The organism is Kitasatospora misakiensis, from assembly GCF_042656005.1.
GTDB lineage: Bacteria > Actinomycetota > Actinomycetes > Streptomycetales > Streptomycetaceae > Kitasatospora > Kitasatospora misakiensis.
Window position 1 is genome coordinate 32,700 of the sequence record NZ_JBHSOF010000056.1, and the last position, 17,956, is coordinate 50,655.

15 protein-coding genes are annotated in these 17,956 nt (G+C 73.3%); 2 read left to right on the forward strand and 13 right to left on the reverse strand.

Annotated elements, in window-relative coordinates:
* Positions 1–88: 88 nt before the first annotated feature.
* The 6 genes from ACFP3U_RS31115 to ACFP3U_RS31140 form a co-directional block, all read right to left on the reverse strand.
* Positions 89–676, reverse strand: a complete 588-nt coding sequence (locus ACFP3U_RS31115; RefSeq protein ID WP_380229076.1) for a DUF4276 family protein — start codon at positions 674–676, stop codon at positions 89–91.
* Positions 673–1,122 carry an AAA family ATPase gene (locus ACFP3U_RS31120; RefSeq protein ID WP_380229077.1) on the reverse strand — a complete coding sequence of 150 codons (450 nt, stop codon included), beginning with the start codon at positions 1,120–1,122 and terminating at the stop codon, positions 673–675. The genes ACFP3U_RS31115 and ACFP3U_RS31120 overlap by 4 nt, the downstream gene beginning before the upstream one ends.
* A gap of 108 nt (positions 1,123–1,230) precedes the next feature.
* Positions 1,231–1,878 (reverse strand): AAA family ATPase, encoded by a 648-nt coding sequence (locus ACFP3U_RS31125; protein WP_380229078.1) that lies wholly within the window; start codon positions 1,876–1,878, stop codon positions 1,231–1,233.
* Between the two features lie 71 nt (positions 1,879–1,949).
* Positions 1,950–5,426, reverse strand: a complete 3,477-nt coding sequence (gene cydD, locus ACFP3U_RS31130) for a thiol reductant ABC exporter subunit CydD (protein ID WP_380229079.1) — start codon at positions 5,424–5,426, stop codon at positions 1,950–1,952.
* A 4-nt stretch (positions 5,427–5,430) separates the two neighbouring features.
* On the reverse strand, positions 5,431–6,474 hold the full coding sequence (gene cydB / locus ACFP3U_RS31135; RefSeq protein WP_380229080.1) for a cytochrome d ubiquinol oxidase subunit II: 1,044 nt from the start codon (positions 6,472–6,474) through the stop codon (positions 5,431–5,433).
* Between the two features lie 31 nt (positions 6,475–6,505).
* On the reverse strand, positions 6,506–8,050 hold the full coding sequence (locus ACFP3U_RS31140) for a cytochrome ubiquinol oxidase subunit I (protein ID WP_380229081.1): 1,545 nt from the start codon (positions 8,048–8,050) through the stop codon (positions 6,506–6,508).
* A 349-nt stretch (positions 8,051–8,399) separates the two neighbouring features.
* Here ACFP3U_RS31140 and ACFP3U_RS31145 point away from each other — a divergent pair, with 349 nt between their 5' ends.
* The gene (locus ACFP3U_RS31145; protein ID WP_380229082.1) at positions 8,400–9,224 is read left to right on the forward strand and encodes a nucleotidyltransferase domain-containing protein; all 825 of its coding nucleotides are present in this window, start codon (positions 8,400–8,402) and stop codon (positions 9,222–9,224) included.
* Between the two features lie 9 nt (positions 9,225–9,233).
* Here ACFP3U_RS31145 and ACFP3U_RS31150 read toward each other — a convergent pair whose 3' ends face one another.
* Entirely contained in the window at positions 9,234–10,607 is a 1,374-nt protein-coding gene (locus ACFP3U_RS31150) for an oxygenase MpaB family protein (protein ID WP_380229083.1), read from the reverse strand.
* Positions 10,608–10,707: 100 nt separating this feature from the next.
* Positions 10,708–11,625: an oxidoreductase gene (locus ACFP3U_RS31155; RefSeq protein WP_380229084.1), complete on the reverse strand. Its 918-nt coding sequence runs from the start codon at positions 11,623–11,625 to the stop codon at positions 10,708–10,710.
* Between the two features lie 57 nt (positions 11,626–11,682).
* Here ACFP3U_RS31155 and ACFP3U_RS31160 point away from each other — a divergent pair, with 57 nt between their 5' ends.
* Positions 11,683–12,366, forward strand: a complete 684-nt coding sequence (locus ACFP3U_RS31160) for a DNA-binding response regulator (RefSeq protein WP_380229085.1) — start codon at positions 11,683–11,685, stop codon at positions 12,364–12,366.
* Positions 12,367–12,401: 35 nt separating this feature from the next.
* On the opposite strand, the gene ACFP3U_RS31165 is transcribed toward ACFP3U_RS31160, so the two are convergent.
* From ACFP3U_RS31165 to ACFP3U_RS31185, 5 genes are all read right to left on the reverse strand, one after another.
* Complete coding sequence (locus ACFP3U_RS31165; RefSeq protein WP_380229086.1) at positions 12,402–13,994, reverse strand: sensor histidine kinase; 1,593 nt, start codon at positions 13,992–13,994, stop codon at positions 12,402–12,404.
* A gap of 24 nt (positions 13,995–14,018) precedes the next feature.
* Positions 14,019–14,774 (reverse strand): response regulator transcription factor, encoded by a 756-nt coding sequence (locus ACFP3U_RS31170; RefSeq protein ID WP_380229087.1) that lies wholly within the window; start codon positions 14,772–14,774, stop codon positions 14,019–14,021.
* 336 nt (positions 14,775–15,110) lie between these two features.
* Positions 15,111–15,767: a hypothetical protein gene (locus ACFP3U_RS31175; RefSeq protein ID WP_380229088.1), complete on the reverse strand. Its 657-nt coding sequence runs from the start codon at positions 15,765–15,767 to the stop codon at positions 15,111–15,113.
* A 17-nt stretch (positions 15,768–15,784) separates the two neighbouring features.
* Positions 15,785–16,996, reverse strand: coding sequence for an ABC transporter permease (locus ACFP3U_RS31180; RefSeq protein WP_380229089.1), 1,212 nt, complete (start codon positions 16,994–16,996; stop codon positions 15,785–15,787).
* The gene (locus tag ACFP3U_RS31185; protein WP_380229090.1) at positions 16,993–17,829 is read right to left on the reverse strand and encodes an ABC transporter ATP-binding protein; all 837 of its coding nucleotides are present in this window, start codon (positions 17,827–17,829) and stop codon (positions 16,993–16,995) included. Before ACFP3U_RS31185 ends, ACFP3U_RS31180 begins: the two co-directional genes overlap by 4 nt.
* Positions 17,830–17,956 lie beyond the last annotated feature (127 nt).

Consider the following 17,956-nt stretch of genomic DNA (forward strand, 5'->3'; position numbering starts at 1 on the left):
GATCGGCGGTCGGTCGGAAGCCTTCCCGGGGACACCCGCCCAGTGCTCAGACCGGCAAGCCGGGGCGGCCGGTCCGGTGATCTGATACCTACTCCATGAGCTGCTCCACCGCATGGACCATCCGGCGAAACGACCTGCTGTTCTGTGCAGCAGCGCGCAAGTCCATGACCGCGGAGAATCTGGCCTGGTGCAAGGTCTCCTTGTACGACTCATGCATCATGCTTTCCAGCTGGCTCTTGGCACCGCGCCGTGCCTCGGGATCGGCCGGCGTCGCCGCGTCGTCCCGCACGGCCGGATGGCCGGCCAGCGACGTGGCAGTGGCCAGGAACCAGGACTCGTACTCATGTCTGGCGATGACGATCTGTACCGGAACCTCGACCAGCTCCGGCCGTGGGGTGATCATACGAGCGAGCTCGACCGGGCAGGTCACGTCGCTGTCGTCCCCGTCCCGCAGGACGAGCACACCGCCCCGCCCGGTCACCCGTGCCGCTTGGACCCGGATCGCCTTTCCCAGCTCCTCCGGCTTGCGCATCTTCCCGGAATCGAGCCGGAATGGCTGCGCGACATCGGTCCAAACCCCACAGAACTCGGCCGCGATTCGGGTGACGAGTTCACGCACGGCCTTGACGTCTCCGTGCCCTTCGACAATGGGAGCGACGACCGGTGCAGAGTTCATCGATCCGCCTTGGCCGCCGGTCCTGCGACAGAGACCGGCAGTAGTTGGTCCGACCGCAACAACTCGCCGGGTGTATAGAGTCCTTCGCGCAGGGCGAGCGCTCCTGCCGCGTCCAACTGGCCGATACGCGTCTCGCCCCCGACTGAACGGACAGCCCGCAGCTCGGACAGGTCGAAGTCGCTACGATCCAGGAGATCCGGGCTGTGGCTTGTGACGATCACCTGACGCCGTTCGCTGGCATCTCGCAAAGCATCGAGCAGAACTCCGGCCGCCGCCGGGTGGAGCGCACTCTCCGGCTCCTCGATCCCGACTGTGCTCAGGGTCTGCCCGGTTCCCGCGAATAGCGACACCAGAACACCCAAGGCCCGCAACGTACCGTCGGACACCGAGTGCGCCTGGAAGCGCCACGGGTTCCTGGCCCCGGGCACCTCCTGGGCGAACTCCAATGTCTCCCAGTTTCCCAATTCTGAGCGGGAAACTCCATGCATTCCAGGAACAATCAGCTGCAGGTAGTCCTCGATGCGAGACTTGTCCGCCTTGCCGCCCTGACTGCGCTACAGACGGTGCAGGACACTGGCGATATTGGATCCATCCCTGTGCAGAAATTCTCCGGAATCCGGTGTCTGCGGTTGCCGCATAACATCAGGATTCAGATTGAATACGCTGATTCCCGCGATCCCGTCGAACACCGGCCGGAATCCTTCAAGGCCTGCGGCGAACACCAGGTAGAGGCGCTGCTCACTGACCGGTGGCATCACCGACTCGCTCTGGTCCACGAGCCGGCCGTTCTCGACCCGGAAGCGGGCGTCGGCAGGTCGATTGCCGTCCCGGCCTCGCGAGTCGAACCAGACGCCGCAGTACTCACGGGAGATCCGGAAGCCACCGCCGCGCACGGCAGCGACTTCAAATCCGTACTCTCCCTCGTAATCGCTCCCCCGATAGTTGAGATCGATCGAGAAGTGCGTCGGATGTCCAGTCGACCTCCTCCGGACCTCGCCCACCCCGCCACGGCTCCTGAGCGCCTGGTCCAGCGAGGTCTGCAGCGACTCGGCCACCAGGCGGAGCGCATCCAGGAAGTTGCTTTTGCCGGACCCGTTGGGCCCTACCAGCAACAGCAGACGGCCCAGTTCGACATCGGCCTCCGCGATGCTCCGGTAGTGCCTGAGCCTGACGCGGGTGAGGGAGAAGGGGTTGTCCTGCATGCAGCCAGTCTGGCATCTCGGACCGCACGCCCTGCGTGCAATCGGACTCCACGAGGGACCGGCGGAGCCGGTCAGGGCACCAGGACGCCGTGCGCCTCCCGTTCGCGCTCGTGCATCGCGCGGAGGTGACCGGACGGGGTGGCCAACAGCTCCGACCAGCGCCCGCGTTCGACCACCCGGCCGGCCTCCAGGACCAGGACCTCGTCCACCGTTCCGTCGTCCAGGCCGGCCAGGCGGTGGGTGATCAGGAGGGTGGTGCGGCCGGCGGTGGCGGTGAGGAGGTCGGTGGTGAGGGCGTCGGCGGTGGGGAGGTCGAGGTGTTCGGCGGGCTCGTCGAGGATCAGCACCGGGAAGTCGGCGAGCAGCGCGCGGGCGAGGGCGAGCCGCTGGCGCTGGCCGCCGGAGAGGCGGGCGCCGTGTTCGCCGACCATGGTGTCCAGGCCGTCCGGGAGGGTGTCGGTGAAGTCCAGCAGGCGGGCGGCGGCGAGTGCGGCGCGCAGGTCGTCCTCGCTCGCCGAAGGCCGGGCGAGGCGCAGGTTCTCCCGGAGCGAGCTGTCGAAGACGTGCGCGTCCTGGGCGCAGAGGCCGATCACCCGGCGGACGTCGTCCCCGGCGAGCGCACGGCTGTCCACAGCCTGTGGACGACCGGCGGCGAGGACGACGCTGCCCGCGTCCTGGTCCAGGAAGCGGAGCAGGGTCTGGGCGAGGGTGGTCTTGCCGGAGCCGGACGGGCCGACCACGGCGATCCGCCGGCCGGGCGTGAGGTCGAGGTCGACGCCCGCCAGCGCGTCCACGGTCTGCCCGGGGTGGCGGGCGGTCAGGCCGCGCACGGCGATCGGTAGTGGTTGTTTTGGTAGTGCCTGAGCAGCGGCCGGTTCGGCGACGGCGGCGGGCGCGTCCAGCACCTCGGCGAGCCGCGCCGAGGCGGCCTGGCTGCGCCGGCGGGCCTGGACGGCGAGCGGCATGCCGGTGACCGCCTCGAAGGCGGCCAGCGGGGTGAGCACCACCACGGCCAGGCAGACCGGGGCGAGCGCCCCCGACGACACGCCGCGCAGGCCGACGGCCGCGGCGGCGGTCACCGTGAGGCCGGTGAGCAGGGTGATCAGGCCGGTGCCGAGCGCCGCGGTGGCGGCCGAACGGGCGGCCAGGCCGGTCAGCGCGGCGTCGGCGGTGCGGACGGCGGCCAGCCGGGCGGGCAGCGCGCCGGCCACGGTGAGTTCGGCCGTGCCGCCGAACACGTCCAGCACGGCGGTGGCGAGCCGCCCGCGCGCCGGGGCCTGCCGCCGCTCGGCGCCGGCCGACCAGCGGGCGGTCAGCGCGGGCACCACCAGGCCGGCGAGCAGCAGACCGAGTCCGAGCACCAGCCCGGCGGCGGGCAGGAACGCGCCCATGGCGACCGCGGCGGCCAGCGACACCACCGCCGCCACCGCGGCCGGGAGCCGCCAGCGCAGGTAGTGGTCCTGGACGGCGTCGACGTCGGCGACCAGCCGGGAGAGCAGGTCGCCGCGCCGGAAGGCGGGCAGCGCGGCCGGGGCGAGCACGGTGAGCCGGCGGTAGACGGCGGCGCGCAGGGTGCCGAGGGTGCGCAGCACCGCGTCGTGCGAGACCAGCCGCTCGGCGTAGCGGAAGACGCTGCGGCCGATGCCGAAGGCGCGCACCGAGGTGACGGCCATCATCAGGTAGAGGACGGGAGGCATCTCGGAGGCCCGGGAGATCAGCCAGCCGGAGGTGGCCATCAGCGCGACGGCGCAGCCGAGGGCGAGCGCGCCGAGCAGGACGGAGAGCGCCAGCCGGGGCTTGGCCACCTCGGAGCTCGACGGAGCCTCCTCGGGCGCGGCGGGGGTCGGGCGCCCGCTGTGGGCGAGGAGCGGGACGTCCACGTCAGGAGCGACGGCGGCCGGCCCTGCCAGCCGGACCCGCCGGTCGGCGGCGGCGAGCAGCGCCGGCCGGTGGGCGACCAGCAGCACGGTGCGCGCCGGGTCGGCGGCCAGTGCCCGGACGGCGTCCACGACTGCCGCCTCGGAGGCGCCGTCCAGGTTGGCGGTCGGCTCGTCGAGCAGGACGAGCGGCCGGTCGTCGGCGAGCAGCACCCGGGCGAGCGCGAGCCGCTGGCGCTGTCCGGCGGAGAGTCCGGCGCCGTCCTCGCCGAGCGCGGCGTCCAGCCGGGTGACGAAGTCGAGGGCGTGCGCGGACCGCAGCGCCGTCCACAGCTGTTCGTCGGTGGCCTCGGGCCGGTAGAGCCGCAGGTTCTCGGCGACGGTGCCGGCGAACAGGTGCGGGTGCTGCGGCACCCAGGCGATCTGCCGCCGCCAGCTCGCCGGATCCAGCTCGGCCAGGTCGTACGTCCGCCCGTCGGCCGCGGTGATCCGGACGGTGCCGGCGTCCGGGGCGGTGAGGCCGAGCAGGACGGCGAGCAGGGTGGACTTGCCGGCGCCGGACGGGCCGGTGAGCGCCACCGTCCCGCCCGGGTGCAGCAGCACCGACGCCCCGTCCAGGGCGGGCGTGCTCCGGCCGGGGAAGGTGACGGCGAGTCCCTCGGCGTCGATCACGGCCCCGGCCAGGGCGGGCGCGGGCACCGTACCCGAGGCGGGCAGCGGCGTCTCCAGCACCCGGAAGATCTCGTCGGCGGCGGTGAGGCCCTCGACGCTGGAGTGGTAGAGCGCGCCGACCTGACGGATCGGGAAGTAGACCTCGGGGGCCAGGATCAGGATCAGCAGCCCGGTCTCCAGGTCGAGGGTGCCGTCCACCAGCCGGAAGCCGATCGAGACGGCGACCAGCGCGACCGAGAGGGTGGAGAGCAGTTCCAGCGCGAAGGAGGAGACGAAGGCGATCCGCAGGGTGCGCAGGGTGGCGCGGCGGTAGTCGTCGGTGATCCGGGCGATGGTGGCGGCCTGGGCCCGGGCCCGGTTGAACGCCTTGAGGGTGGGGAGTCCGGCGACCACGTCCAGGAAGTGGTGGGAGAGCCGGGACAGCCCCGCCCACTGGCGGTCCATCCGGGCCTGGGTGGCCATCCCGATCAGCGCCATGAACAGCGGGATCAGCGGCAGGGTGCCGGCCACGATCGCGGCCGAGGCGACGTCCGCGCCGGCGATCCGCAGCAGCACGGTGACCGGGACGACCACGGCGAGCGCCAGCTGCGGCAGGTAGCGGGCGAAGTAGTCGTCGAGCGCGTCGACGCCCCGGGTGGCGAGCGCGGTGAGTTCGCCGGTGCGCCGGCCCGCCGGGTGGGCCGGGCCGAGCGCGGTGGCGTGGTCGAGCAGCCGGAGCCGCAGGGTGGACTTCACCCGGGCGACGGACCGGTGCGCGGTCAGTTCGGTGAGCCAGCCGACCAGGCCGCGTCCGAGCGCGGTGAGCGCCAGCAGGGCCAACGGCGCGGTGAGTTCGTCGAGCCCGGCCCGCTGCTGGAAGCCGCGGACCACGAGTTCGGCGATCAGGCCCGCCTGGGCGACCACCAGGGCCGCGTTCGCCGTGCCGAGCAGGACGGATCCGGCGAGGAAGGCCCGGGTGGTGCGGGCGTAGCCGAGGAGTCGGGGGTCGACCGGCTTCACGGCGTCAGGCCTGGTCGAGCGGGGCGGGAGCGGCGGGGGCAACGGGAGCGGCGTGCCCCGGGATGTGCTGGACGCCGATCCGCTTGCGGAACACCCAGTACGTCCAGCTCTGGTAGAGCAGCACGAGCGGGGTGAACACGGCGGCCACCACGGTCATCAGCTTGAGCGTGTACGGCGAGGAGGCCGCGTTGGTCACGGTCAGGCTCCACTCCGGGTTCAGGGTGGACGGCATGACGTCGGGGAAGAGCGCGAGGAAGAGCATCGCGACCGCGGCCACGATCGTCGCCCCGGAGAGGACGAAGGCCCAGCCCTCGCGGCCCGCCTGGTTGGCCGCGAGCGCGCCGAGCAGGGCGAGCACGGCGGTCACCAGGGCGGCGAGGCTCCAGCCGGTGCCGCGGTCGGCCTGGGTCCAGCTCAGGAAGACCACCGCCAGCGCCGCCGCCGCCAGACCGGCCCGCAGCGCGGCGGCGCGGGCCCGCTCGCGGATGTCGCCGACCGTCTTGAGCGCGGCGAACACCGCGCCGTGGAAGGTGAACAGGCTGAGCGTCACCAGGCCGCCGAGCAGCGCGTACGGGTTGAGGAGGTCCCAGAACGTGCCGACGTAGTTCTTCCGCGCGTCGATGTCGACGCCGTGGACGAGGTCGGCGAAGACGACGCCCCAGAGGAAGGCGGGGATCAGCGAGGTCCAGAAGATCGCCTCCTCCCAGTTCCGCTGCCAGCGCGGTTCGGGCCGCTTGGCCCGGTACTCGAAGGCCACGCCGCGGACGATCAGGCAGACCAGGATCACCAGCAGCGGGAGGTAGAAGCCGCTGAACAGGGTGGCGTACCAGTCCGGGAAGGCCGCGAAGGTGGCGCCGGCGGCGGTCAGCAGCCAGACCTCGTTGCCGTCCCAGACCGGGCCGATGGTGTTGATCAGCACCCGGCGCTCGGCGGTGTCGCGGGCGAGCGGCTTGGTGAGGACGCCGATGCCGAAGTCGAAGCCCTCCAGGAAGAAGTAGCCGATCCAGAGGACGGCGATCAGGACGAACCAGACGTCGTGAAGTTCCATGGTGTGTCGGTCCTATCGATCCTCGGTGGCCTCAGTAGGCGAAGGCGAGCGGCTTGTCGGCGTCCTCGTCCGGGGCGGGGCCGCGCAGGGACGGGTCCTTCGCCGGCGGCCGCTCCTCGGTGGCCGGGCCGGCCTTGGCGTACTTGACCAGCAGCCTGACCTCGACGACGGCGAGGATCGCGTACAGCGTGGTGAAGGTGGCCAGTGCGCCGATCTGGGTGCCGACGCCCACGTTGGGCGAGACGGCACTGGCGGTGGTCATCAGTCCGAAGACGGCCCAGGGCTGCCGGCCCATCTCGGTGAAGATCCAGCCGAAGCTGTTGGCGATCAGCGGGAAGCCCATGGTGAGGACGCCGATCCGCCAGCTCCACCGGGTGAGGAACGGGCCCAGCTCCCGCTTCGGGGTGAGCATCAGCCTCGGCACCTCCGCGTCCCCGGTGCGGAACTCCGGGGCGAGGAAACGCTTCTTCCGGGTGGTCCAGAGGCCGATCACCCCGGCCACGAAGGAGGTCATCCCGAAGCCGATCATGAGGCGGAAGCCCCAGTAGGTGACGAAGATGCTCGGGATGTAGTCCTTGGGCTCGCCGCCGTACTTGGCGGCCTCGGCCTCGGCGGTGTCGTTGATGCCGGGGACGGAGGAGCTGAAGTCGCTGTTGGCGAGGAAGGACAGGACCCCGGGGACCTCCAGCTCGACCGAGTTGCGGCCCGCGCCGACGTCGCCGATCGCGAAGACCGAGAACGGCGCCGGCGCCTTGGTGTCCCAGAGCGCCTCGGCGGCGGCCATCTTCATCGGCTGCTGGCGGAACATGACCTTGGCCAGCTCGTCGCCGCTGAGCGCGGTGCCCAGGCCGAAGACCACCGCGAGCACCAGGCCCAGGCGCAGCGAGGTGCGCATCACGGCGACCTTCTCGGGGGCGACGGCGTCCGGCTTGCGCTTGGCCTTCCAGAGGTGGAAGGAGGCGATGCCGACCATGAACGCCGCGCCGGTGAGGAAGGCCGCGGTCAGGGTGTGCAGGACGACGGTGACGGTGGTGTCCTGGAACAGCACCGGGACGATGTCGGTGAGCCGTGCCTTGCCGGTGGCCGGGTCGATCGCGTAGCCGACCGGGTGCTGCATCCAGGAGTTGGCCGCCAGGATGAAGTAGGAGGAGAGCACGGTGCCGAGCGCGACCATCCAGATGCAGGCGCAGTGCAGCTTCTTCGGCAGCTTGTCCCAGCCGAAGATCCACAGGCCGATGAAGGTCGATTCGAAGAAGAAGGCGATCAGCGCCTCCATCGCGAGGGGGGCGCCGAAGACGTCGCCGACGAAGCGGGAGTAGTCGGACCAGTTCATGCCGAACTGGAACTCCTGCACGATGCCGGTGACCACGCCCATCGCGATGTTGATCAGGAAGAGCTTCCCCCAGAACTTGGTGGCGTGGAAGTACTTCTCCCTACCGGTCCGCACCCACGCGGTCTCCAGTCCCGCCACGATCGCGGCGAGGCTGATGGTGAGCGGGACGAAGAGGAAGTGGTAGACGGTGGTGATGCCGAATTGCCATCGCGCGATGGTTTCGTGAGCGATTGCCAGTTCCACGTCGCCCTCTCTCCAGCCGACCTGTCGAGGTCATGGTCCGAACAGACTTGATCTGCCGCCGGGGCTCGCCGCCCGAGCGGGCGCACTTGTCCGCTTGTGAACGTGAACACGTTCACAAGCATCAGTATCCACCACCCTTATGTGGGAAAAGCAAGGGGGTGGGGCTTGACCGGCGGTTGACCGGCGGTGATGCCGTGCGCACAGTCTGCGAAGCGGGCCGCCGGGCCACCACGGGCAGCCCGGCGGGTGGGCCCCGGAAGCTGGACGATCCGTAGCATTGACAGCCGGTCGTTCGGCCATCACGGCCTGTTCGAGGACGCCCCTCCGGGGGTGTGCCAGACTCCGCCCTGTGCGAACGATCATCGAAACGATGGCCGACCGGCTGGCCGGGGTGCCGGGTGTGGTCGGTGTCATGCTCGGCGGCAGCCGGGCCCGGGGCGAGCACACGCCCGGGTCCGACTGGGACCTCGGCCTCTACTACCGCGAGGGCCTCGACCTCGACGCGCTGCGCGCCGTCGCCGGCCCGGGCGTCGAGGTGGCCGGGCCGGGCGGCTGGGGCCCCTGGGTCGACGGCGGGGCCTGGCTGACCGTCGAGGGCCTCGGCCGGGTCGACTGGATCCTGCGCGACCTCGACCGGGTCGACCGGGTCCGCGCCGACTGCCTCGCCGGGCGCTACGAGGTGGGCGTCCAGGCCGGGCACCCGCTCGGCTTCTGGTCGCCCTGCTACGTCGGCGAGTTGGCGCTCGGCGTGGTCCTGGCCGACCCGGCCGGGGAGCTGACGGAGCGCCGGGCCGCGTACGCCGGGTACCCGGAGGCGCTGCGGGCGGCCCTGACCGGCAGCACCTGGGAGGCCGGCTTCCTGCTCGACGGCGCCGCGAAGGGCGCGGCGCGCGGCGACACCCTCTACGTGGCGCTCTGCCTCGCCCGCGCCGTGGGCGTCCTGGTGCAGGCGCTGTACGCGGCCGACCGCCGCTGGTGCCTCAACGAGAAGGGCGCCCTGGCGGTGGCCGAGACCCTGCCCACCGCGCCGGCCGGCTTCGGTCCGCGCGCCCGCGCCCTGCTCGCCGCGCCCGGCGGCGACCCGGCGGCGCTCACCGCCACCGTGGCCGCCGCCCGCGCCCTGGTCGAGGAGACCGAGGCCGCCCTGCGGGCCGACCCGGGGCGGACCGACTGAGGCCGGCGGTCAGGCCCGGCCGAGGAGTTGGGTGCCCGGGGCGGAGGCGGCGCGGGCGGTGAAGAAGTCGACGAAGCCGCGCAGGAACTCCGCCCCGGTGATCACCCCGTCCCCGTCGGTGTCCAACTGGCGGAAGCCGTACGAGAGTTCCGCCGGGTGCACCCGCCGCCCGTCGAACAGCACCCGGTACTCGGCGAAGTCCAGCAGCCCGTCCCCGTCGGTGTCGGCGGCCTCGAACACCGCCCGCAGCGCCGGCAGCAGTCCGCCCTCCAGGTACGCCGGGTCGCGGTCGCAGCCGGCCAGCGTCGCGGCGATGTACTCCGCTCGGCTGATCCGGCCGTCCCCGTCGGCGTCCATGCCCGCCCGCAACTGCTCCCACCAGGCCTCGAAGGCGGCGTACACCCGGGCCTCGCCCTCCTCGGAGAGCTCCAGCTGCCAGCAGACGTTGTGCGCCATCGCCCGGAGGTCGTGGGCGGTGAGGTGGCCGTCCCCGGTCTGGTCCAGGACCTCCCGGAAGAACCGGTCCAGCCGGGGCGGCCGGGTGTCCTGCCGCGGCGGCCGCCGGGGCCGGCTCGACGAGCCGGCCCCGGGGGCGCGGTAGCGGAGGCGGTCCGGCAGCCTGGTCGCCACCGCCCGGCCGCCGCGGTGCAGCGCCGCGGAGAGCAGCCGCGCCCGGCGGGTCGGCACCAGGCCGAACCGCTCGCGGTAGACCGCCGGCAGGTCGGCGACGGTCAGCTCGGCGACCACCCGCGCCACGGCCGAGCTCAGCACCCGCCAACCCGTCGGGCCGAGCAGCCGCAGCCGGCGCGGGCAGGGCGCCTCGCGCAGGACGTCGTACAGCAGGTGACGCGCCGTCTCGGTGAACTCCAGCTCCTCGACGGTGGTCCGCCGCAACTGCCCGCGCAGCTCGGCGGCGGTGGCGGGCAGCTCCCCCGCGGACAGCCCGATCACCGTCGCGATCCCGGCGAACTCCCGGTAGGACGCCTCCAGTTCGTCCGCCGTGTACGGCTCGCCGCTCAACTCCCGCATCGCGACGACGGTTTCGAAGAGGGTGAGCAGCACCCAGCGGCGGCCGGCCGGGTCCTGGGCGTCGTACGGGCGTCCGTCCGCCGTGCCGCGGATCCGCCGGTGCGCCCGGTCGAGGCGCTGGACCTCGCGCCAGAGCTGCTCCTCGTCGGCCTGGAAGAGCCGGCGCCCGCTGGCCATGGTGTGCTCGATCCGGCGCCACGGGTGGCCGCGGTAGGTGGAGTGCTCGGCCATCCCGGCCGCGACCACCGGGTGGGAGGCCTGCAGCACCACCAGCCGCCAGGCGACGAGCACGATCCGCCACTCCGAGAGGTCCCGCCGGAAGGACGCCTCGGGCCCTGCTGCTGACGCTGCCATCCGGACCGCTCCTGGAAGTCGGGGAACCTTCGGGTACGGGCGAGGCCCTTCCCGGCGGGCCGACGGGGAAACCAGAAGCAGTAGTCATCAGACAGTCCTACTAGGCAGTGGCTGTCAGCTTCTCCAACTCCGCCAGATCCGCCGCCTCCAGGCGCAGCGCGGCGGCGGCGATGTTCTCCTCCAGGTGCGCCGGCGAGGAGGTGCCCGGGATCGCGAGCACCGACGGCGAGACCGTCAGCAGCCAGGCCACCATCACCTGGGCCCGGGTGGCGCCGTGCCGCTCGGCGACCCGGCGCAGGGCCGGGTGGTCGGGCACCCCGGTGCCGCCGAGCGGGAAGAACGGGACGAAGGCGATGCCCCGCTCGGTGCAGTCGGCCAGCAGCCGGTCCTGGTTCGCCGTGCGGTCCAGCACGCTGAACTTGTTCTGCACCGCCACGACCGGGGCCTGCGCCTCGGCCTCGGCGAGCTGGTCGGCGGTCACGTTGCTGACGCCCAGGTGCCGGATCAGCCCCTCCTCGCGCAGCTCGACCAGCGCGGCGAAGGGTTCGGCGATCGAGGACTGGCTGGGCATCCGGCGCAGGTAGACGAGGTCCAGGTGGTCCACCCCGAGCTCGCGCAGATTGCGGTGGACGGCGGCGCGCAGCGCGTCCCGGTCGGCCGGGTCGAGCCACCCGCCCTCCGGGTCGCGGCCGGGGCCGATCTTGGTGGCGATCACCAGCTCGTCCCGGTAGGGGTGCAGGGCCCGGCGGATCAGGCCGTTCGCGGAGACGTCCCGGAAGAAGTAGAACCAGGCGGTGTCGATGTGGTCGACGCCCAGCTCGACGGCCCGGCGCAGCACCCGCAGGCTCTGCTCGGGGTCGCAGGCGGGCCCGTCCCAGTCGCGGGAGGGCAGCTTCATCGCGCCGAAGCCCATCCGGGACACCGGCAGCTCGCCGCCGAGGAGGAAGGTGCCGGCCGCCGCGGCGGAGGGGGAGGCGGGGGATGCCGGGGACGCGGGGGATGCGGGAGTCGTCGTCATGGCCCCAAGCCTCGGCCCGACTCGCCCGGGCGCCGACCGATCTGGCAGTTTGCTGCCATGAGTACTGATCGGATCATCACTCTGCACGGCGAGCGCGAGCTCGTTCAGCGGGCCGGGCACCTCTTCGTCGCCTCCCACGAGGAGTTCCTGGTCGCCGCCACCGATCTGATGACCTGGTCCGCGGGCGTCAACGCGGCCTTCAGCGAGGGGAAGCGGCCGCACCTCGTCCCCGGCCTGACCATGCGCAAGCTGTACACCCGGCGGGCGCTCGCCGACCCCGAGTCGCACCGGCGGCTGCGGCGGATCGCCGCCTCCGGCATCGAGGTCCGGATCTCCGACGGGCCGATCACCCGCGAGGCGATCATCATCGACCGGCAGACCGCGATCCTGGCCGGCGCACCGGTGCGGGGCGTCCGCACGTACACCGTGGTGCGGACGCCGGAGGTCGTCGACGGCGTGCGCTCGCTGTTCCGCGCCACCTGGGAGACCGCCACCGACCTCGCCGACTGCACCGCCCCGCCGCCCCCGCTGTCCGACCAGGCCCGCGACACCCTGCGCGCCCTCGCCGCCGGCCACACCGACGAGACCGGCGCCCGCCTCCTCGGCGTCTCCCTGCGCACCTACCGCCGCCGCGTCGCCGACCTCATGACCACCCTCGGCGCCGGCTCCCGCTTCCAGGCCGGCCTCCTCGCCCAGCGCCTCCTGGCCGAGGAGGAGGTCACCCCCGCCGCCCCCCGGTGATCCCCGGCACCACCGCCTCCTCGCCGTACGGGGTTTCAGCGCTGGTGGGGGAGTTCCAGGCGGAAGGTGGCGCCGGTGCCGGGGGTGGTGTGGAGGGTGAGGGCGCCGCCGTGGGCGTGGGTGAGGGCGGTGGCGATGGCGAGGCCCAGGCCGGCGCCGCCGCGCTGGTCGTGGCGGCTGCGGGAGGCGTCGACCCGGTAGAAGCGGTGGAAGACCAGGGCGGCCTGGTCCGCGGTGAGACCGGGGCCGGAGTCGGCGACCTCCAGCAGGCAGAGGCCGCCCTCGGCGCCCACCCCGATCCGGACCGGGGTGCCGGGCGGGGTGTGCTTCACGGCGTTGCCGACCAGGTTGGTGACCACCTGGCGGAGCCGGGCCTCGTCGCCGAGGACGGGCGCCGGGCCGGGCGGGCCGCTGCCGGCCGGGCCGGTGAGGGCGACCGGTCGGCTCGGGTCGAGCGCGGTGAGGTCGTGCAGGGCGTCCGCGGCGAGGGTGCGCAGGTCCATCGGGGCGAGGTCGAGCGGGCGCTCCTCGTCCAGCCGGGCGAGCACCAGCAGGTCCTCGACCAGGGCGCCCATCCGGACCGCCTCGTTCTCGATCCGGCCCATGGTGCGCCGGACGTCGGCGTCGGTGGGCAGGGCGCCCATCCGGTAGAGCTCGGCGAAGCCGCGGATCCCGGCCAGCGGGGTGCGCAGCTCGTGCGAGGCGTCCGCGACGAACCGCCGCATCCGGCTCTCGGACTCCGCCCGGGCGGCGAACGCGGCCTCGATCTGCGCCAGCATGCCGTTCAGCGCGACGGAGAGCCGGCCGACCTCGGTGTGCGCGGGGAGCACCGGCATCCGGTGGGAGAGCTCGCCGGCGGCGATCCGCTGGGCGCCCTCCTCGATCCGGCGCAGCGGCCGCAGCCCGGTGCGGACCGCGAAGAAGCCGAGCGCGCCGATCAGCACCAGGACGGCGCCGCCGATCGCCAGGAAGGCCGTCCGCAGCCGGGAGACGGTGCCGTCGATGTCCTCGCGGGAGACGGCGACCATCACGAAGGCGGGGGTGGCGACGGGCGCGGCGAAGACGCTGGCCGGCGCGGTCTGCCGCTGGACCGGCAGGACGATCGCCCGCCAGTTGCGCCGGCCGCGCTGGTCGGGCAGGTCGATGGGGCTGTCGGGGTCGACGGTGGCGGGGTCGAAGCCGTCCAGTTGCGGCGCCGGGTCGGTCTCGGACATCGGCTGGCGCACCACGAACTGCACCTTGCCGTCGGCGGACAGGTACTGGACCAGGTACTGGCTGGGCAGCGTGGCCAGGTACTGCGGGGCGCGCTTGCCGGTGACCGAGGGCTGCGGCCTGGTCTCCGACCAGCTGAGCCGGCTGGGCGCGCGGCGGGCCAGCGGCTCGCCGAAGCGTTCCAGCTGCTCGTCCATCCGCTGGACCAGCTGGTGCCGGACGGTGCCGAGCACCACGGTGTCGCTGACCACCAGCCCGGTGGTGACCAGGGCGAGTACGAGCACCAGCAGCCGGGCGCGCAGCGACAGCCGGCTGAGCGGGCGGCCGGACAGACGGCCGGACAGGCGGCCGAACGGGCGGCCGAACGGGCGGGCGGCGGGGCGCGCGGTCGCGCGGCGGGGGAACGGGAGTGGCATCCGGGCGGCGGGGGGGTCGGGCGGTCAGCTCTGCGGGGGGCGGCGCAGGGCGTAGCCGATGCCGCGCACGGTGTGGATCAGCTTGGGCCCGTGGCTGGGCCCGGAGTCGAGCTTGCGGCGCAGGTAGGAGATGTAGGACTCGACGATCGAGAGGTCGCCGCCGAAGTCGTACGCCCAGACGTGGTCGAGGATCTGCGCCTTGGAGACCACCCGGCCGACGTTGGCCATCAGGTAGTGCAGCAGCTTGAACTCGGTCGGGGAGAGCGCGACGACGATGCCGCCCCGGGTGACCTCGTGGGCGATCGGGTCGAGGACGAGGTCGGCGACGATCAGCCGGCCGTCCTCGGCCGGGCCGCCGGAGCGGCGCAGGATGGCGCGGATCCGGGCGATCAGCTCCTCCAGGCTGAACGGCTTGGTCACGTAGTCGTCGGCGCCCGCGGCGAGGCCCTGGACCTTGTCGCCGACGCCGTCCTTGGCGGTGAGGAAGAGCACCGGCAGGTGGTCGCCGGGGTGGCCGTGCCCGGGGCCGGAGATGAGGCCGCGGCTGGTCTGCTCGCGGAGCCGCTCGACGACGGTGAAGCCGTCGAGGTCGGGGAGCATCACGTCCAGGACGACCAGGTCGGGGCGGTCGGCGGCGATCAGTTCGAGCGCCTCGGCGCCGCTGGCGGCGGAGGCCACCCGGAAGCCGGAGAAGCGCAGCGAGGCGGACAGCAGCTCGCGGATGTTCGGTTCGTCGTCGACAACCAGGAGGTAGGCCTCCCCCTGGCCGCCGCTGTTCACCGCCGATGTTCCTGGTGTCGACACAGTGCCTTGCACGGGGGTTCGCCTCCCGGTCGGACGATGGCGTTCAGCTTGAGGCTAGCTCGGGGAGGCTATGGGCCATCGATGAATGTTGGATTAACACCTTATCGGGCGGTTTTGTACGGAGAGACCCACAGGCCCGGCCTCGATGGTGTGCGCACGGCCGCGGCGGTGCTCCGGCGCGGGTCTGCGTACGGCCGCGGCGGTGCTCCGGCGCGGGTCGACAGTGGTGCTCCGGCGCAGGTCGGCGGGGGGATGCGCGGCCCGGCCCCCCGGGGGAACGGGGCCGGGCCGCGCGGACGTCCGGGCGGCTCCTCAGCCGCCGGACGCCGTCCTGGAGCCCCCACCGGGGCCACCCCCGAAGCCGCCGAACCCGGCCCCACCGGAACCGCCGGCCCCGCCCTCGACCAGCTGGGTCGCGGCGTAGCCGCCGTCGGCCGGGGTGCCGACCACGGTGACGCTCTGGCCGGGCTGGAGGTCGCCGACCTTGCCCTCCTTGTTGAGCTGCACCTTGGTGGAGTCGCCGGTGGTCACCTTGATCGTGTTGCCGTTGGCGTCGGTCAGGTAGACGGTCGTCCCGTCCACGGCCTTGACCGTGCCCCGGGTGAAGCCTCCCTGGCCACCGCCCTGGCCGGCGCCACCGCCCTGGCCCGCGCCGCCCTGGCCGTTGCGGCGGCTGCCGTTGCCACCGCCGCCGAAGCCGGTCGCCCCGGCCCGCGGCTGCTGCGTCCCGTCGGCGGCCGTGCGGCCGGAACGGCCGGCCGCCCGGTCGGGGGCCTGGTCCCGCTGGTACCAGGCGCCGCCGGCGAAGGCCGCCGTGGCGATCACCGCGCCGGCCAGCACCAGCGGCACCCAGGGCAGCCGACGGCGCGGGGGCGCGGCCAGCTCGGCGGTGACGTCCCGGGCGTCCGGCGCGGTGGAGAGCAGGGCGACCTGCTCGGCGGGGGTGCGCGGATCGATCTCGTCGCTCATGGGTCTGCGGTCCTTGGTCACTCGTGGCGGAGGGCGTCGATCGGGCGCAGCGAGGCGGCCCGGTTGGCGGGGTAGCTGCCGAAGAACAGGCCGATGGCGACGGCGATGCCGAACGCGCCGAACACCGACTCGGGGATCACCACCGGCTCGATGCCGACGATCCGGAAGTGCGAGCCGGCCATCCCGGCCAGTACGCCGAGCCCGGCGCCGACCACCGACAGCAGGGTGGCCTCGGTGAGGAACTGCCCGAGGATGACGCCGCGCGGGGCGCCGAGCGCCTTGCGGATGCCGATCTCCCTGGTCCGTTCGGTGACGGTGACCAGCATGATGTTGGTGATGCCGATCCCGCCGACCAGCAGCGAGATCGCGGCCACCGCGCCGAGCAGCACCGTGAAGGTCTTCGTCGTCGACTCGCGGGCGCTGAGCAGCGAGGCCTGGCTGCTGATCCGGAAGTCCGCCTTGGTCGGGTCGGTGATCGCGTGGGTGCCGAGCAGGATCCGGGTGATCTCCGACTGGGCCGCCGCGGTGCTGTCCGCCGAGGCCGCCTGCACCAGGATCTGGTTGACCGAGCCGAAGCCGGTGAACGCGTTCTGCACGGTCGGCAGCGGCGCGATCAGCACGTCGTCCGGGTCGGTGAAGCCGGTGCCGCCCTTGGCCTTGAGCACGCCGACCACGGTGAGCGGGGTACCGCCGACGGTGATCGACTTGCCGACCGGGTCGGCGTCGGCGAACAGCTGCTTCGCGGTGGTCGCCCCGAGCACCGCCACCTTGCGGGAGCCCAGCACGTCGTCCTGGGTGAAGTACTCGCCGTGGTCGATCCGCTGGTTGGCGGTCTCGAAGTACGCCGGGTAGGTGCCGACGATCGAGCCCGGGCTGTACGCGATGTCCCCGTACAGGACGGTGCCGCTGGTGGTCACCACCGGCGCCACCGACCGGACGGCGTGCGGGTCGGCCTCGGTGGCCACCGCCTTGGCGTCGGCGACGGTCAGCTTCTTGGTGGTGCTCGCGGAGCGCGCGCCGCCGAGGGAGGAGCCCGAGGTGACGGTCAGCGCGTTGGTGCCGAGCGAGGTGATCGACTCCTTGACCGCGGCCGAGGAGCCGTTGCCGACGGCCAGCAGCAGGATCACCGAGGCGACGCCGATCAGCACCCCCAGCATGGTGAGCGCGGACCGCACCTTGTTGGCGGCCAGGCCGCCGACAGCGAAGCGGAGGATCTGCCAGAGGATCACGCGGGCACCTCCGCCCGGTCCGCGGCGGGCGGCGGCCCGTCCACCGGGGCCTGCCGGACGTCCGAGACGATCACGCCGTCCACCAGGCGCAGCACCCGCTTGGCGTGCCGGGCGACCTCGTCCTCGTGGGTGATCAGCACGACCGTGCGGCCGGTGGCGTTGAGGCCGTCGATCAGCGCGAGCACCTCCTCGGTGGAGCGGCTGTCGAGGTTGCCGGTGGGCTCGTCGGCGAGCAGCATCGCGGGCGCGGTGACCAGCGCCCGGGCCACCGCGACGCGCTGCTGCTGGCCGCCGGAGAGCTGGTTGGGCCGGTGCCCGGAGCGTCCGGCCAGGCCGACCAGGGAGAGCGCGGCCAGCGCCCGCCGGCGGCGCTCCCCGGCCCGGACGCCCGCGTAGGCGAGCGGCAGCTCGACCTGGGCGAGCGCGGTGGTGCGGGGGACGAGGTTGAAGGACTGGAAGACGAAGCCGATCTTGCGGTTGCGCACCAGCGAGAGCTGCTGCTCGTCCAGGTGGCCGACGTCGATGCCGTCCAGCAGGTAGCGGCCGCCGGTCGGCACGTCGAGGCAGCCGAGGATGTTCATCAGCGTGGACTTGCCGGAGCCGGAGCTGCCCATCACGGCGACGTAGTCGCCCTGTTCGATGTCCAGGTCCACGCCCAGCGGGGCGCCGGTGTCCGGGTCGTACGGGCCGCGCAGCGCGTGCACGGTGGCGTCGCCGTGGCCGTAGGACTTGGTGAGGCGGCGGATCCGGATCACCGGCGGGACCGCCTCCGGGCGGGCCGGGCCCGGAGGGGCCGGGCGCGCCGCGTGGGCCGGGAGGGAGCGGCGGGGCATCAGCGGCCACCGCCCCGGCCGCCGCCCGCGCCGCCACCGCCGACACCGCCGCCACCGCCGCCACCGCCGCCGGCGCCGCCCACCTCCGCGCCGCAACCGCGTCCGGATGGCCCTGATGGCCGGGGCG

Bases quoted from the DNA above. Each gene is read 5' to 3' on its own strand.
- ACFP3U_RS31150 (WP_380229083.1), bottom strand. From the start codon at position 10,607: ATGGCAGCGTCAGCAGCAGGGCCCGAGGCGTCCTTCCGGCGGGACCTC.
- ACFP3U_RS31155 (WP_380229084.1), bottom strand. From the start codon at position 11,625: ATGACGACGACTCCCGCATCCCCCGCGTCCCCGGCATCCCCCGCCTCC.
- ACFP3U_RS31175 (WP_380229088.1), bottom strand. From the start codon at position 15,767: ATGAGCGACGAGATCGATCCGCGCACCCCCGCCGAGCAGGTCGCCCTG.
- ACFP3U_RS31160 (WP_380229085.1), top strand. From the start codon at position 11,683: ATGAGTACTGATCGGATCATCACTCTGCACGGCGAGCGCGAGCTCGTT.
- cydB (WP_380229080.1), bottom strand. From the start codon at position 6,474: ATGGAACTTCACGACGTCTGGTTCGTCCTGATCGCCGTCCTCTGGATC.
- ACFP3U_RS31165 (WP_380229086.1), bottom strand. From the start codon at position 13,994: ATGCCACTCCCGTTCCCCCGCCGCGCGACCGCGCGCCCCGCCGCCCGC.
- ACFP3U_RS31185 (WP_380229090.1), bottom strand. From the start codon at position 17,829: ATGCCCCGCCGCTCCCTCCCGGCCCACGCGGCGCGCCCGGCCCCTCCG.
- ACFP3U_RS31115 (WP_380229076.1), bottom strand. From the start codon at position 676: ATGAACTCTGCACCGGTCGTCGCTCCCATTGTCGAAGGGCACGGAGAC.
- ACFP3U_RS31125 (WP_380229078.1), bottom strand. From the start codon at position 1,878: ATGCAGGACAACCCCTTCTCCCTCACCCGCGTCAGGCTCAGGCACTAC.